Source organism: Streptomyces sp. NPDC107521, from assembly GCF_055598485.1.
The window spans coordinates 46,453-61,583 of the sequence record NZ_JBVKAT010000017.1 but is presented as its reverse complement, the minus strand read 5'-3'; the positions used below and the strand labels follow the sequence as shown (position 1 = coordinate 61,583).

10 protein-coding genes and 1 pseudogene are annotated in these 15,131 nt (G+C 73.9%); 3 read left to right on the top strand and 8 right to left on the bottom strand.

The features are described from left to right. Window positions 1–92: 92 nt before the first annotated feature. Window positions 93–1,448, bottom strand: coding sequence for a hypothetical protein (locus tag ACZ7LB_RS23665; protein WP_471470900.1), 1,356 nt, complete (start codon window positions 1,446–1,448; stop codon window positions 93–95). An 89-nt stretch (window positions 1,449–1,537) separates the two neighbouring features. Further along, window positions 1,538–2,809, bottom strand: coding sequence for an alpha/beta fold hydrolase (locus ACZ7LB_RS23660; protein ID WP_471470898.1), 1,272 nt, complete (start codon window positions 2,807–2,809; stop codon window positions 1,538–1,540). Between the two features lie 614 nt (window positions 2,810–3,423). Between ACZ7LB_RS23660 and ACZ7LB_RS23655 the strand changes: the two genes are divergently transcribed. Next, window positions 3,424–7,311 carry an amino acid adenylation domain-containing protein gene (locus ACZ7LB_RS23655; RefSeq protein WP_471470897.1) on the top strand — a complete coding sequence of 1,296 codons (3,888 nt, stop codon included), beginning with the start codon at window positions 3,424–3,426 and terminating at the stop codon, window positions 7,309–7,311. 227 nt (window positions 7,312–7,538) lie between these two features. Here the strand turns inward: ACZ7LB_RS23655 and ribB are convergent. The 5 genes and pseudogenes from ribB to ACZ7LB_RS23630 all read right to left on the bottom strand — a co-directional run. Beyond that, window positions 7,539–8,246, bottom strand: a pseudogene (ribB, locus tag ACZ7LB_RS23650) (3,4-dihydroxy-2-butanone-4-phosphate synthase); the annotation flags it as partial. 124 nt (window positions 8,247–8,370) lie between these two features. Then, complete coding sequence (locus tag ACZ7LB_RS23645) at window positions 8,371–8,892, bottom strand: pyridoxamine 5'-phosphate oxidase family protein (protein ID WP_471470895.1); 522 nt, start codon at window positions 8,890–8,892, stop codon at window positions 8,371–8,373. Between the two features lie 203 nt (window positions 8,893–9,095). Further along, complete coding sequence (locus ACZ7LB_RS23640) at window positions 9,096–9,794, bottom strand: tRNA-dependent cyclodipeptide synthase (RefSeq protein ID WP_471470894.1); 699 nt, start codon at window positions 9,792–9,794, stop codon at window positions 9,096–9,098. A 200-nt stretch (window positions 9,795–9,994) separates the two neighbouring features. Beyond that, on the bottom strand, window positions 9,995–11,296 hold the full coding sequence (locus ACZ7LB_RS23635; RefSeq protein WP_471470893.1) for an LLM class flavin-dependent oxidoreductase: 1,302 nt from the start codon (window positions 11,294–11,296) through the stop codon (window positions 9,995–9,997). A 530-nt stretch (window positions 11,297–11,826) separates the two neighbouring features. Beyond that, window positions 11,827–12,465, bottom strand: a complete 639-nt coding sequence (locus ACZ7LB_RS23630; protein ID WP_471470891.1) for a DUF6299 family protein — start codon at window positions 12,463–12,465, stop codon at window positions 11,827–11,829. Window positions 12,466–12,650: 185 nt separating this feature from the next. Here ACZ7LB_RS23630 and ACZ7LB_RS23625 point away from each other — a divergent pair, with 185 nt between their 5' ends. Then, window positions 12,651–12,944 carry a hypothetical protein gene (locus ACZ7LB_RS23625; RefSeq protein WP_471470889.1) on the top strand — a complete coding sequence of 98 codons (294 nt, stop codon included), beginning with the start codon at window positions 12,651–12,653 and terminating at the stop codon, window positions 12,942–12,944. 318 nt (window positions 12,945–13,262) lie between these two features. Then, window positions 13,263–14,348, top strand: coding sequence for a hypothetical protein (locus tag ACZ7LB_RS23620; RefSeq protein ID WP_471470887.1), 1,086 nt, complete (start codon window positions 13,263–13,265; stop codon window positions 14,346–14,348). Window positions 14,349–14,503: 155 nt separating this feature from the next. Here the strand turns inward: ACZ7LB_RS23620 and ACZ7LB_RS23615 are convergent, their stop codons facing one another. Then, a complete protein-coding gene (locus ACZ7LB_RS23615; RefSeq protein ID WP_471470886.1) occupies window positions 14,504–14,968 on the bottom strand; it encodes a GNAT family N-acetyltransferase in 465 nt (154 codons plus the stop codon). Window positions 14,969–15,131: the final 163 nt, after the last annotated feature.

Sequence of the window (15,131 nt, the reverse complement as noted above, 5' to 3'; positions counted from 1 at the left end):
GTCCTGCCCGGACCTCCCGGCCGGAGGCGCCGGCCCCGGAGGGCGGCGAGACCCGCCGGGCGGGAGCGGCGGCGGCGGGCGCCGCGAGCGCTTCAGTACCGGTCCCCGGACACGTCCCGCCCCGCGGGACCCCGGCTCCGGTCGACTCTGCCCAGCAGTTCCCTGACGGGCTTCCGGTCACCGTGCGGGCGGAGCAGGGTCCGCAGCTCGGTCACGGCGTGCTCGACGCTGCGGGAGCGGATCATCGTGCTCTCCTCCAGGAACCGCGTCCACGTCAGGCAGGCGCGTTCCACTTGGCCGCTCCCTGCCTGTGACTCCGCCAGCCGCGCCAGCATGAGGACCCGCCGCCGGGCCGCCTCGCAGGGGCAGCGGCGCACGGCCTCCCGCAGGGCCTGGATCATCCGGTCCCGGTCGCCCTGGTACCGGGCCAGTGTCGCCCGGTGGCAGTCGAGCTGTGCCCGGACGACCGCGACCTTTCGGAGTGACAGGTTCCGGTCGTGTCCCGAGGAGAAGAGGGTACGGGCTTCCTCCATGTTCGCGCGGGCCGCGCGGTCGTCGCCGACCGCCGCACCCGCACTGGCGAGTTGGCCGTGCAGCAGGGCCCGCAGGGCGAGGTCGCCGTACTGGCCCTGGTCCAGCGCCGCCCGTGCCAGATCGAGCGCGGCGGACGGGTGCCCCAGGTGTCCCGCCTGCATGCTGAGAGTGCGCAAGACCCTGGCGAGGCTGTTCCGGTCACCGGATTCGTCGGCGAGCCGCGCGCTGACCCGGTAGTAGGCCTGGGCCGTACCGTGGAGTCCGTCGTCCCAGTGGACGGACCCGGACAGCCGTGCCATGCCGGAGGCGACGATGAGCATCTCCCGGCGCAGGGACGGCTTGCCCGGTGCTGCCAGGGCCGAGGGGACGACGTTCGCCAGATGGCCGACCAGGGGGGTGCGTATCGCCCCCGCGCCCAGGAGGTCGCCCGACCGCGCGAACATCGTGGTGGTGGCCCTCGACCACTCCACCAGTGCCTCGGACAGTCCGGTCACCTGCCCGTCCGGTCGGCGCGGGCCCTCGTAGCATCCCGTTCCGGCCGCGCGGGGAACGTCGGCGAGCCCCGTCACCGTGTAGGCGAGGTGGGATGCTCCTCCGGCTCGTGCGAGGAGCGTCAGCGTCTCCTCGGGCCGGATCAGCGGCCGGCCTTCGGCCCTTCGGCCGGTGAACCCCGCTTCCGCCGCCGTGATCGTACGTCCGAGCCGGCGGCTGAGGGCTTCGGCCACCAGGGCCGGCACCGGAGTACGGGGATGCGCGCCCGCGAGCCACTGGGCGACCGACGGCCGCTCATAGCGAAGGCGCAGCCCCGCTTCGCGTCCCATGCCATTGACCTCGCGCGCGAGCCGCGCACCGGTCCAGCCGCATTCGGCAAGCAGCGTCCGCAGCGCGGAGTTGGGAAGCCTCGGTGCGGTCAAGGTGCCCCCGTCCTCTCCACGGGTCGTGATCGGGTCGTCGGTTCCGGCCCGACGGGGCGGGGGGGGACGCGGGACACCGGGTACGGGCCTCAGCGCTCCAGTCCGTCCGTGAAGTCGAGGATGCTGCCGAGGACCCGCCGGTACCCGTCGTAGTGCATGTTGTGGGACACACCCGCCGGTTCGGCGGTGATCGCGCGGGCGGGCAGGTGGGCGCGCGCCCGCGCCCAGGCGGCACCGTCGAGCACTCCGTCCCTTCGCGGGTCGGCCCGCATGAGCAGCAGCGGGGCGGCCACCCGTCGCAGGAGCGGCAGCAGATCGCCCGACCGGGCGCCGTCCTCGCACAGCCGGCGGACGATGGAGGGGTCCGCCTCCTGGAGCCCCCACACCATGGCGTCGAGATCCGCCGCGTGCCAGGACGGATTGCGCGCTTCGAGTCGGGAGCGCAGATCCCGGTACGGGGTGGCGACCAGTTTCTGCAGCTTGGCGACGACGTCGTCGGGGAACACCATGGTCGCGGGCAGGTCTTCCAGTACGAGCCCGGACAGGCGCGGAGGCGGCTCCCGCGACTCCGCGCCCACGGCCAGGACCAGCGCGACGGCCGCGCCCCAGGAGTGGCCCATGACCAGGGGGTCGGTGAGTTCGAGGGCGGCCAGGAAGCCGCGCACGTCATCGGCGGCCGCGCGCAGGCCGTAGTCGCCCGGGGCCGGTCGCACGCTGGAGCCGTGCCCGCGCATGTCGAGGGCGAACACCCGGTACCGCTCGGCGAGGGCCGGTGCCAGACGGCCGAAGCCCCGGGCCGAACCCGCGTTGCCGTGCAGGAGCACCGCGCAGGGCCGCCGGGAGCCGTCGGCCGCCCACGACAGATAGTGGAACCGGCCCGCCGGCAGGCCGATGAACCCGCTCCTGGGCCGCGGACCGGTGGACGTGCGGTGCCGTCGCCAGGTCAGGGCGAGTGTGCGGTCGTTCTCGGGAGGCGGCGACAGCGTGAGTTCGTCACCGTCGAAGCGGACGGCGCGCACCTGCTCCGTCCCGACCCACTGCGGAACCGAGGCGATCTCCAGGCGGTGCACGACGCGGTCGCCGGTGTGGGCGAAGGTACCCGCGTATCCGAGGTAGGGCCGCCGGCGGACCAGGCCCTCCGTGCCGTCCGGGTGGGGTGCTCCGTCCCCGGGGACAGCGGGCCCGGAGGCGCCAAGGTGCACGGACATGGAACCGTCGGCACCGTACGTGAGGACTCCGGTCGGACAGACCCCCATGGGATGTCCGATGACGCCGCCGCTCCGGTCGCGCACGGTGAACGATGTCAGATGCCAGACACCGACCAGACCGGGGCACGTACGGGAGCGGCTGTCAGCGGGCATGGAAGCACCTTTCACAGGAGGCCGGGTCCAGGGGCTCGCCCCGCCCCCCACTCGAAGGCGTGCGGAGACGGTCGGGTGTCCTGGCCGGTGCGGGCGGCGCCCGGGCGTCCCGGGCTCTCACCCGGCTTCCAGTAAGGCCGAGCAACCCGTGCGGGGGAAGACCCGGATGCCGCCCGACGCGTGAACGCGTTGAATCCGCCCGTCTGCCGGGAGGGAGCCGCCCAGCGCCCGGGACCGCTCCGCCGGCCCGCTGCCCGACGTCCGAAACCGGGCCGACCCGGCCCCGCCCGAGCGGATCGACGGCCTGACGCGTCCGCGGAGCCCCGGCGCGCGCTCCGCCGTCTCCCGCCTCCGGACGCGGCCTCCGGCGCACTCCGCCGCCTGGGCTTCAACGTGTTCACGGCTGCCCGGGGCGTCGGCGCTTCCCGGCACCCGCCGATGCCGCACACACTGGAGGAACGTCCGGGCAGGTGCCCGATGCCGCCCTTCGCCGGTCCCTGCGTTCCGGGGCCGTGCGGGGCCGCCGGGGCCGGGGGGATCCCGTCACGCGGCCCGGACGTTTCCCGTGACCCATCGATCGAAGGGGACGGCACTCGGCGAGTGCGGTGATGAACATGGCGGCAGGTACACACCATCCCCATGAAGAAGGCCCGGCCGCGCCTCCGTCGGCCGGTGACGGGGCGGCGGCGCCCGGGACCGAGGAGGACCTGCCGCGGCGGATCCGGGAGTGGAACCGTACGGAGAGGGAGTACCCGCGGGAGGCGACGGCGCACGAGCTGTTCGCCGGGACGGCGCGGCGGCGGCCGACGGCCGTGGCGCTCTCCCCCGAGGGCGGCGACGACCTCACCTACGGACAACTGCTGGACCGGGTGGACCGGGTGGCGTCGGCGCTGTCCGCCCGTGGAGTGCGCCCGCGGGACCGGGTGGCCGTGGCCCTGGAGCGGTCCGTCGAGGGGTACGTGGCGATCCTCGGCGTCCTGCGGGCCGGGGCGGTCTACGTGCCGCTGGACCTGAACTCTCCGACCCGGCTCATCGAGTCCGTCGTCAGGGACGCCGGATGCCGTGTCACGATCGTCTCCAGGGGCGATCACCGCGGACCGTCCGGCGGTGTGACGCAGCGCGTGGACATCGCCGGGGCCATGCGGGAACCTCTGCGGGACGTGCTCCCCGGGGTGGGGGCCGAGGACCCGGCATATGTGCTGTACACCTCGGGTTCGACCGGGGCTCCCAAGGGCGTGGTCGTCCCGCACCGGGGCATAGTGCGCCTGGTGCGAGGCCAGCCGGTCCTGGGGTTCGCCCCCGAGGACACGGTGTGCTCGACCGTGAACCTGACCTTCGACCTGTCGGTCTTCGATCTGTTCGGAGCGCTTCTGAACGGAGCGCGGCTGGTGGTCCCCACACAGGCGACACTGCTGTCGGCGGTGGCCCTGGAGGGCCTGCTGGTGCGGGAGCGGATATCGGTCATGTGGCTGGGGGCGGCGCTCTTCCACCAACTGGCCCGGCTCCGCCCGCGGATGTTCGGCACGCTGCGGTGCCTGGTGGTCGGCGGCGACGTGGTGAGCCCCGCGGCGGTGCGCGGGGTACTGGAGCACGGGGCGCCCGGACGGCTGGTCGACGGCTACGGGCCGACGGAGAACGCCGTCCTGTGCACGGCCCATGTGATCGACGAGGTCCCCCCGGAGGGGGAACCGGTACCGATCGGCCGCCCCCTGTCGAACTGCACCGCCTACGTGGTCCGTGAGGACGGCTCCCTCGCGGACGTGTCGGAGGAGGGCGAACTGTGGGTCGGGGGCGACGGCGTGGCGATCGGCTACCTGGGGCAGCCCGGACTGACCGCGGAACGGTTCGTTCCCGACCCCTTCGGCTCGCGCCGAGGGGCACGCCTGTACCGCACCGGGGACATGGCGCGGTGGCGTACGGACGGCGTGATCGAGTTCCTGGGGCGGCGGGACCGTCAGACGAAGATCGGCGGCTTCCGCGTCGACCTGCGGGGGATCGAGACCGTGCTGGCGGCTCACCCCCAGGTGAGGGAGGCCGCCGTGGCCGTGGTGGAGGAGGGTGGCGCCGAGCGGCTCCGCGGCTGGGCCGTGGCGGAGGAGGCGGCCGACCCGCGGACGCTGCCCGCCTGGCTGCGGACCTACCTGCGGGACAGGCTTCCGGTGTTCATGGTGCCGCAGGACATCGTTCTCGTGGAGGCGATGCCGGTCGACGCGCGCGGGAAGGTCGACCGGGCGGCGCTCACGGCTTCCCGGGGCGCGATGGCGGCGGCAGCGGTGCCGCAGGAGGAGCAGCCGCTCGGGCGCACGGAGCGGGCCGTGGCCGAGGTGTGGCGGCGCGTGCTGGGTACACCCGTCGGCCGGTCGGACAACTTCTTCGACCTGGGCGGCCAGTCGTTGCAGACCGCCCAGGTGGCGGCAGCGGTCACCGCGCGGCTGGGCATACCGGCCGGACGGGAGAGCCAGGTGATCCGGTCGCTGCTGCGCAACCCCACGGCGGTCGCCTTCGCCGAGGACCTCCGGGCCCTCGCCCCCGGGCGCGCGGATACCGCTCCGGTGGACTTCGCGTCGGAGGCGGTGCTCCCCCCGGCCGTGCGCTTCGGCGCCCCGCCGGTCGACGCCCCCCGCGACCCGCGCCGTGTTCTCCTGACGGGCGCCACCGGATTCCTGGGGGTGTTCCTCCTCGACCGGCTGGTCGCGTCGGGGACCGAGAAGGTGTACTGCCTGGTGCGCGCCGACGACGCCGCTCACGTCCTGCGGCGCCTTGCCGGACGCGCCCGCCGCTACGGCCTCGACCACGAGGCGGTGCGCGACCGCGTCGTCCCCGTCCCCGGTGACCTGTCCCGGCCTCTTCTGGGGCTGGGGCCCGACGCCTTCGACACCCTGGCCCGGTCGGTGGACGCGATCGTCCATTCCGGTTCCCTGGTCAACTTCGCCTATCCGTACACCACTCTCCGCGCGACCAACGTGGACGGGGTCCGCACGCTGCTGGAACTGGCCTCCCTCCACCGTCTCAAGCCGTTCCACCACGTCTCCACGATGATCTCGCTGGTGGGCTTCGGGACGACCGGGGAACGCTATGTGATGGAGGACCGGCCACCGGCCTTTCCCGAGCGGATCACGCTCGGATACGCGGAGAGCAAGTGGGTCGCGGAGGAGCTCGTGCGCCGGGCCGCCGGGGCGGGTCTCCCGGTCTCCCTGTACCGTCCGTACGAGATCACCGGCACCCGGGACCGCGGCATCTGGAACACCGACACCCTCATGTGCGCCTGGTTCCGTACGATCGCGGAGACCGGGCTGGCACCCGATGTCGGCCTGCCGCTCGACTTCGTCCCCGTCGACTACACGGCCGAGGCCATCGTCCACATCCTGCGCAACGAGGAACCCGACGGCCGGGTGTACCACCTCACCAACCCCCGCGATGCCCGGCTGAGCCTGCTCGTCGAGCGGCTCCGCGGTCTCGGGTACCCGGTGCGGGAGGTCCCGTACGGCGAATGGACCGACGCCGTCACCCGGCTGACCCGCCGCGACCCCCGCCACCCCATGACGGCGTTCATGCCGATGTTCCACGACAGTGCCGCGGACGCGGACATCACGGTGAAGGAGATGTACTTCGCCGAGACCTTCCCGGAGTTCAGCAGGTACAACACCGAGCGGAGCACCCGCGGTGCCGGCCTGGTCCTCCCCCCGGTGGACGCGGAGTTGATCGACCTGTACCTGCGGCACTTCCTGGACTCCGGGTTCCTCACCGCGCCGACCGCCGCTCCCCGGGGCACCGCCCAGCCCCCACCGGCTCCCGCGCCGCGTCCGCCGTTCATCAACGGCGCGCCCCGGATCCCCGCCGAGCGCACCCCGGACACCTCCCGTCGCCTGGTGAAGGACCTCCTTCCCCACGTGGCCGGTCACCTACGGGCCAACGCTCTGCGCCCCGCGCTCCTGCGGGGGGCCGTCACCATGGAGCAGATCCGGCGCCTGATCGTCAGCGAACTGCATGCCCAGCCCGCCGAGGCCGCCTCGTTCGACCGGCTCGCCTCGCGCTTTCCCGCGGGTGCCGCCGGCCGGCTGTTCCGGGACGCCGCGCGGTCCCTGCGTCTGGTCCGCGGACCGCTGGAAGCCGCAGCCGCCTCCCTGGGGCTGCCCGTCACCGGCGCCGACGGCCGCCCCGTCCCGTCCGGAGCGCGTGAACTCGCGGACTTCCACTCCGGTCTCGCCCGGACCGCGTCGGTCGGCGCCGCCGCGGTGGTGCTGCGCAACGAACTCGTTCTCTGGCCCGCGGTGTGCGCGGAACTGGTGCACGGCCTGTCCGTGTCCCGCACACCGGTGCCGGACCCCGTCCGCGAGTACCTCGTCCCCTTCGTCCAGCCCGCGACCGAGCCACGAGCCGCTGCCACCCGCCTCGCCGAGGACGCGGTCGGCGCCGGGGAGTCCGCCGCCGCACTGGTGCGGGCCGCCGAGCGGTTGGACCACGTGCTCACCTCCTACTGGCGCACCGTCGCCGCGGTGTGAGACCGGCGGCCGGAGCCGGGACCCGCCCCCTCCGCTCCGGGCCTCCCCTCCTCCCCCTCCTCATGCGCGGGGCCCGGCTCCCGGCCGGGGCGGGACGCGCGGCGCCCGGACCGCGGGCTCCGTCGACGGACCGGCCGCGGCCCGCCTTCGTGGTGTCCCCCGCGCCGGCGTCACGACGAGGCGGAACCGACTCCGTCGTCGCGGGGACCGCGGATCCGCCCGCCCCGGGCTCCGCGCAGGTGGGCCGCGAGGTCCTCGATGGAGATGATCGACAGCCCGTGCTCACGGGCGAAGGCCAGCAGGCCGGGAAGCCGCAGCATGGACCCGTCCGGGTCGGCGATCTCGACTATCGCTCCCGCCGGACGCATTCCGGCGGAGCGTGCCAGGTCGACGGCGGCCTCGGTGTGGCCGGGACGGGTGAGGACGCCCCCGGGCCGGGCGCGCAGCGGAAAGAGGTGGCCGGGGCGCACGAAGTCTCCGGGCCCCGCTTCACCGCTCGCCAGCAGTCTCAGGGTGGTGGCGCGATCCGCCGCCGAGATGCCGGTGGACACCCCGTGCGCGCTGCTCGCGTCGACGGAAACGGTGAACGCGGTGCCCATGGCCTCGGTGTTCCGCTCGACCATCTGGGGCAGCATGAGCCGGTCCAGTTCGGGACCTTCCATGGGCGCGCAGATCAGCCCGCGGCACTCGCGCATCATGAAGGCGACGGTTTCCGGAGTGGCCTTCTGGGCCGCGATGACGAGGTCTCCCTCGTTCTCGCGCCTTTCGTCGTCCACGACGACGACAGGACGGCCGGCGGCGATGTCCGTGATCGCGCGTTCCACCGGATCGAGCGCGGTTCCCGTCGAACGGCCCGGGGACCGGCCCCGGGGCGGCCGGTACCGGGAGGCCGGGAGACGCGGAGTGCCGGGCGGGTCGGGCACGGGCGTGGTCATACGGGACTCCGGTGTGTGGGGTGGGCGGAATTCCGCCTGAGGGCGGAGCCGTTCACGTGCTCCGGACGGACGGCACCCCGGCCCGGAACGGAGCCGCCCTCCCCCGCGGAGCGGCTCCGGCCGCCTATCCGGGCCGCCGCGTCCCTTCGGTGCCGGGGCGGGACCCGGCCGAGAACGGCCAGTGGGGTTCGGTGAGCTTCCGGAAGTCCCACGTACGGATCGCCCGCGGCCCGAGCCGGACCCATCCGTGGAGACCGTCGTGCGGGAGTTCGGGCAGGTCGAGGTACTGCCGCGCATAGGCGCGTTCCACCTCTCGCAGCGCCCCGTGCGGCCTTCCCGTCCGCGGTACCTCCCCGACGAACTCGGCCCTCCCGGACAGTTCCACACCGCGCAGTTCGTCGAACGCCCCGCCGGCGTCGACGGCGACGGCGATCCGCGGATCGTGTTCGAGGTCGGTCCATCGCCGACTGCGGATCAGGGAGTACAGCCACAGGGCGGAGCCGTCCCACACGAACCACATCGGCGTCACGTGCGGGACGCCCTCGCGGGACACGGTCGCGACCCGGCAGACACGCTGTTCCCCGAGGAACGCGTCGGTCTCGGCCCGCGACATGGTGGGGCGGGAGACCTGCCGCCGGGCCGTCATACCCACGGCCCGGTGCCGGGCGGGGCCGGGCGGATGCCGCGGGCCGCGCCCGCGCGGGGGCGACGGCTCCGGGACGGGCCGTCGGGACGTCGGCGGGGCGCGGTGGGAAGGGACACGGCAATCTCCTGGGGGGACGGGTTCCCGGGACGGGAGGACGACCGCCGGACGGCCGGGGCACCCCCGGCCGTCCGGACGTGCGGTGATCAGGGGGGCGGTCGGAGGCTCGCGTATCCCTGGCTCTCGGCCGGCCGCCATCTCAGCCTGCCCTCGTACAGGGGCTTGATGAACTCGATGACGTGGCGGTAGCAGGTGACCGAGCTGTCGTGGCCGAGCATCCCGGCCGCGTCGGTCATGACCGCGGCCTCTCCGATGTAGTACCTGACTCCCGCGTCGAGTTGCTCCCGGGTGGGCTGGGAGCCCTGGTTGATGCGCCCCAGGACACGCCGGGATATGTTGCAGCAGGCGTCCCGGAAGACGGCGTCGCGGTCGATCTCCCGGCTGATGACAGCCGAGAGTTCCTCGTACACGGGATTCCCCCGCATGCCGCCGAAGGTGAGGATGTGCCGCTCGGCGGTCAGGCGCGGCACGCCGATGAGGTCGTACGCCTTGAGGATGCGTCCCCGGAGCATGGCGAGGTTCTTTCGGACCTTCGCCTCGGCCCTCTCGGGGCTGTATCCCGCGGCCTCCAGGAGGATGCCCAGTTCGGTTCCCGGCGTCACCACGTCGAAGGTGTGAAAGCGCCTGTGCACGGCCAGCACGCTGAAGTTGATGATCTCCTGGCTGAAGTAGCTGTTGAACACGCTGAGGGTGAGCATGCCGTGCTCGGCCCTGTCCAGCAGTCGCGCGCTCCTGGTGTCGATCGGAGTGAAGAGGGCTTCCTCTGAGGGATCCGTCGGGGACATCCCGGGCTCCTTTCGTTCCTCCCCGGGCCATGACCGTTCCGGGAAACGAACGTCTCGTATCGGTTCAGCCTGATCCGTTCCGCGTCCGTTCCGCCCCGCCGCGTTCCGTCGCGGGGGCTCCCCGGGGGTGTGGCAACGGTCCGCTCCGCACGGGGCGGCTGGCACTCCCCCGGGGCCCCTCCCCGCTTCCCCGTCCCGCCTCAGCCGGAGTCCTGGCCGGGACGGGCCGCGCCGGGACTCTCGTGCAGCATGGGCAGCCCCCCGCCGATCTCCCCCTCGGGCGGAACCAGCCGGTCCCTCAGGGCCTCCTGGCGTGCCGCGGCGCGGATCACGGGGATGTCCTCGCTCCGGGGGCGCCGCGTCAGCCGCGCCCTTCTGTCCCGGGCCGCGGCGAAATGCCCTTCGAGGCTCTCGTCCTTCCGCGCCTGCGCCAGTACGTCACGTGCGCGGAACGGGGGCAGGATGTCCCTGCCGAAGAGCTCCAGCGACTCGCAGATGTGCTCGTGCCGGTTGTGGCCGACCGCCTGCAGCAGGATGACCTGATCGACGCCGGCCCGTTCGTAGCGGGCCAACTGGTCGGTCACCGTGGCCGGGTCGCCGATGGCCCCTTGCTCCGGATGGAAGGGAACGCGGTCCTCGGCCCGCTTGAACTCCCCCCAGAGGTCGGTCCGGCCGGGCCGGTGCTCCCCGAACGTCCAGACATGGCCCAGCCCGTAGCCGAAGAAGCCGAATCCGGAGGCCACTCTGCCGACGGCGACCTGCCCGTCCTCGTGCACCGAGAACCCGCACAGCGCGGCGACGTTCGCGTTCACCGTGTGCCCTGTCGGGACGCACGCGTCGGACCTGATGATGTCGTAGTACTCGCGCACCCACCCGGCCGCCTCCTCAGGCTCGACGAAGCCGAAGACCAGCGCGCCCAGACCGTTCAGGGCGGCCCTGCGGATGGACTCCCGGCGCGCGCACGCCAGCCACATCGGCGGGTGCGGCCGCTGGAGGGGTTTCGGTACGACACTGCGGCAGGGCATCGTGAAGTAGGTGCCCCGGCAGCCCGGGTACGGGTCGAGGGCCATCATGTTCGCCGCCTCGCGGGCCCCCTCCTCCCACATGGCCCTCTTCTCGTCGTACGGGATGCCGAAGGCCTCCAGTTCGATGGCCGTGCTCCCCTCCCCGGTGCCCCACTCCACCCGCCCGCCGCTCAGGACGTCCAGGGTCGAGATCCGCTCCGCCAGACGCGCCGGGTGGTTGATGCGCGGAGACGTGAGGGTGATGCCGTGCCCGAGCCGGATGTTCTTCGTCCGCTGGGTGACCGCGCCGAGCAGCACTTCGGGAGCGGACGAGTGCGAGTACTCCTCCAGGAAGTGGTGCTCCACCGCCCAGACGTAGTCGATGCCGATGCGGTCGGCCAGCTCGATCTGGTCGAGGGCCTCGGCGAACTTCCGCTGGTCGCTGCCGCCGTCCCAGGGGCGCGGCGACTGCATTTCGTACAGGATTCCGAACTTCATCTGCGTCCTCCCCGTCCTCTGCGCGCCCGCCGTCGCGCGCACCGGCCGGATACGGGACGTCCGGTCACCCGTCCGCGCGTACAGCCGGCCGATGCCGCCGGGCGCTCCGGCGCGCCCCGGCCACGAGCACCAGTCTGGGACCGCGGGGGCGACGGCGGGAGTGAGGGGCGACGGCCCGTCGGTTGATTCTCGGCGCGCGTTAAGCGGACCGGGAGTGCCCCCGGACCGCGGGAGGCGACGCGTGGCGGACGAGGGCGGTCCGCCCCCGGCCGCTGCGGGCGGCGGCGGACCGCGACGGCCGCCCGCGCGTCCGTACCGGGCGGGCCGACGGACTCCCCGCCCTGTCGTCCCGCCCGGCGCGGCCGTGCCTGCCCGTCGGGCTCACCGCCACCGGACCGGGTGCCGGCGACGCCTGCGCCGAATCCCCCGCGGGCGCGACGGCACCCGGCGTCCCCACCGGGCTGGCGCCACGGGTCCCGGGGGTCCCGGCGCCGTCGGTGAGCGGGGCAACGCGGCCGGCTGTCAGGCCGTCAGGCCGTGCGCAGGGTGATGTCGCGGGCGTGGCGGGTGTGGAGGACGGGGAGCGGGAGGAAGCCGGAGGGGCGGAGTTCCAGCAGGGTGGCCTCGGCCCGGGCCTTGCCCGCGCGCAGCGGGCTGCCGGTGGAGACCGCGCCGGTGTGGGTCCAGTTGTGCCGGCGGCCGTCGCAGGTCGCCCGGCTGCCGCCGATGCCGTAGCGGGTGGCGTCGGCGCCCTGGGCCACCGAGGAGCCCAGGAGCACCGGGCCCTTGGCGGCGGTGCAGCGGTAGGTGCCGGACACGGTGACCGTGCCGTCGGCGGTGACACGGCCGGTCGCGGCGATGGTGATCGTCTCCGGGGTGGCGGCCCTCGCGGTGGGGGCCTTCGCGGCGGCCCTCACCTCGGTCCTCGCGGCGATCCTCGCGGTGGGTGACCCCGCCGCGGCCGTGCGCGCGGGGGCCGTTCGCCGGACGGCGGCCGTGCGTGTGAAGGGGACCACCGCGGCGGGCGTCATCGCGGTGGGCGTCATCGCGGTGGGCGTCATCGCGGTGGGCGTCATCGCGGTGCGTGGCGTGACGGCCTGCGCGGGGGCCGTCGGCAGGAGGAGGGCCGCGCCCGCGGCCATGGCCAGGACGGCGGTTCGTACGGGCATGGGGGCTCCCTGTCGGCTGGGCGGTGTGTCGGGGCTCCACTGGTACCCGGCGGGTCCCTCCGCGCCCGTGACCTCACCCCTTCGGTGGCGAGCCGCGCCACCGGGCCGGGCCCGCGGGGCCGCGGCGGACACCCGCCGACGCCACCGCCCGCCGGGGCGGCGAACGGGTGCTCTATCCTTCGGCCGTGACGAAGCGGCGGCGGTCCCTCAGCAACGCGTTCCGCACCCTCGACCGGGTCCTGGGCGGGCAGAAGCCCCCGACACGGCTCCAGCGGCGGGTGGCGGAGCACCCGTACGTCGCCGGGCTGTGCGTGACCGTCCCCTACATCCTGTTCTTCCTGCTGATCGCCCCCGAGGACGAGCCCCACAACCTCCCCTTCGCCACCCTGGGCGGTCTCGCCGTCGGGGTGTGCTTCACGCTCACCGCCCTCGCGGAGCGTTCCCGGCAGCGGCGGCTGGAGCGCACGCGGCAGGTCTGACCCGCGCGCTCAGGGCGAAGCGGGCCTCCAGGCCCCCGACCCGCGGTCTCCTCCTCCCGTCCTCCTGCCCCCCGTCCCCCTGTCCTCCTGACACGGGGCCACCCCTCCCCGGGCACCGGACCGGCGGAATCCGGACATCCCCTCGGCCCCCGTGGCCCCTCGCACACGGGAGCGGCATCTCCCGCACACGCCGCTGACCAGGGACGCCGAAAGGTGACACATGTCACGTAAAGAAAATGTGAGAAGCGTGCAACTCTTTGCGGCCTCCGCCGGTCGACCCTGGCGACGCATCAACACCTTCCTCCTCATGAGGTTCATATGAAGATTCGCCGCTCTCTGGCTGTCGCCGCCGCCACGGCCGTCATAGCCCCCGCAGCGCTGCTCGTCGCCCCGGTCGCCCACGCGGCGGACGACGCCCCGTCGTCCCCGGTCAGCGAGTCGGCTCCGGTCCAGGAGGAAGAGGTCACCGTCACCACGGAGAGCCCCGACGCCGAGGAGACCGAGGAGGACACCACCTCGGAGGAGTCCTCCCCCGAGGAGACCCCCTCGGAGGACACCACCACCGACGAGGAGACGACCCCGGCCGCCACCGAGTCGGCGACCGCCTCGCCCAGCGCGACCGAGTCGGCGAGCCCCACGGCCTCCCCGTCCACGTCGGTCTCCCCCTCCGCGTCCGCCTCCGCCTCGCCCTCCAAGGGCCCGGCCGAGTGCGACGAGGAGGACATGCGGTTCGACGACGACCTGAGCACCGGTCTCTCCGGGCTGCCGTCCAAGATCGTCGCGGGCAGCGGCTTCCACAACTTCAAGCTGAACGTCAGCAACCAGGGGGACAACTCCTACCAGCGCGTCGACCTCGGTGTGTTCGCGGCCCACATCGACGAGGACGACTTCTTCATCGAGACGGACTACCTCACGCTGCAGTTCAAGGACCCGGCCACCGGCACCTGGACCGACATCTCCCTGGGCCAGGGCGACGAGGCCGCCGGGTACCTCGGCTACACCGACGTCCGGGCCAACGAGTCCTTCTCCATCGACCTGCGCCTGAGCGTCGACAAGAAGGCCCCGGCCGGCTACGGCTTCGCCATCAGCATCGGCATGTACGCCGACGACGAGGGCAACTGCGTCTACTCCGGCGACGACGACTACTACGAGTTCGACATCCTCGCCGCCGGTTCGGCCCCGGTCGACACCGAGGCCAAGCCCCAGGGCGGCAGCAAGCCGCTGCCGACCAAGCCCTCGGGCGACGTCCAGATCGTCCCCGAGGGGCGTCTCGCCGAGACCGGCTCCAGCTCCGCCCTGCCGGCCATCGCCCTCACCGGCGGCGCCGCGGTCGCCCTCGGCGTCGGCGCGATGTTCGTGGTGCGCCGGCGCCGGAGCACCGCCTCCGGCTCCGCCGCCGTCTGAGACACGCTTCGGCCCCGGGGGCCGTGTCCGCCGTTCACCGGCGGGCGCGGCCCCCGCGGCGTTCGTACGACGTGGCCTCCGGATGACGTGACGTCCGTGCGACGTGACGTCCGTGCGCCGCCGCTCGCGTGCGTGGCCGGCTCGCGTGCGTGGCGTCAGTCCAGTGTCCGGCGGTAGACCTGCCGCGAACCGCCCTCCGGGCCCGGCCCGGCGGCCTCGGCGGGGGCGAAGCCGAGGCGTTCGTAGAAGACCCGCGCACCGCCGGCCACGGCGCCCGGGTGGTCGGCGCCGAAGGTGACCACCTCCAGGGTGCCCGGCCCCCGGACGAACCTGCGGACCGCCTCGGCCATCAGTTCCCCGCCGACGCCCTGCCCCCGCGCCCCCTCCGAGACCACCAGCCAGTGCACATGGTGGACGGGCGGCTCCGCGCCGAACAGCAGTCCGCCGAGGAGGTCCCCCTCGGGGGAGACGGCGACCAGCGCCGCAGCCCGCGCGATGTGGTCCCGCACGGCGCCGTGGAAGCCCGGTTCACCGACCATCGGGCCGAACCAGTGCTCCACCTGGGCGGCCAGGCCGAGCAGTCCGGGGAAGTCCGGCTCCCCCGCGAGTCTGACGATCATGCGGACAAGTCTCGCAGACGGCCGCGGGGCCGAACGGGCGCCGGTGCGGCGGGGGTTCGGCCTCCCGCCGCCGGCGGCACCGGTCCACGAGGGCACCAGGGGCACGGGTCCACCGGCGCTCCTTCCGGCGCCGAGGTCCCGTTCGGGGGACGTACGGCGTCCG

Coding starts and splice junctions, on each gene's coding strand:
- ACZ7LB_RS23660 (WP_471470898.1), bottom strand. CDS start 2,809: ATGCCCGCTGACAGCCGCTCCCGTACGTGCCCCGGTCTGGTCGGTGTC.
- ACZ7LB_RS23655 (WP_471470897.1), top strand. CDS start 3,424: ATGGCGGCAGGTACACACCATCCCCATGAAGAAGGCCCGGCCGCGCCT.
- ACZ7LB_RS23645 (WP_471470895.1), bottom strand. CDS start 8,892: ATGACGGCCCGGCGGCAGGTCTCCCGCCCCACCATGTCGCGGGCCGAG.
- ACZ7LB_RS23640 (WP_471470894.1), bottom strand. CDS start 9,794: ATGTCCCCGACGGATCCCTCAGAGGAAGCCCTCTTCACTCCGATCGAC.
- ACZ7LB_RS23635 (WP_471470893.1), bottom strand. CDS start 11,296: ATGAAGTTCGGAATCCTGTACGAAATGCAGTCGCCGCGCCCCTGGGAC.
- ACZ7LB_RS23630 (WP_471470891.1), bottom strand. CDS start 12,465: ATGCCCGTACGAACCGCCGTCCTGGCCATGGCCGCGGGCGCGGCCCTC.
- ACZ7LB_RS23620 (WP_471470887.1), top strand. CDS start 13,263: ATGAAGATTCGCCGCTCTCTGGCTGTCGCCGCCGCCACGGCCGTCATA.
- ACZ7LB_RS23615 (WP_471470886.1), bottom strand. CDS start 14,968: ATGATCGTCAGACTCGCGGGGGAGCCGGACTTCCCCGGACTGCTCGGC.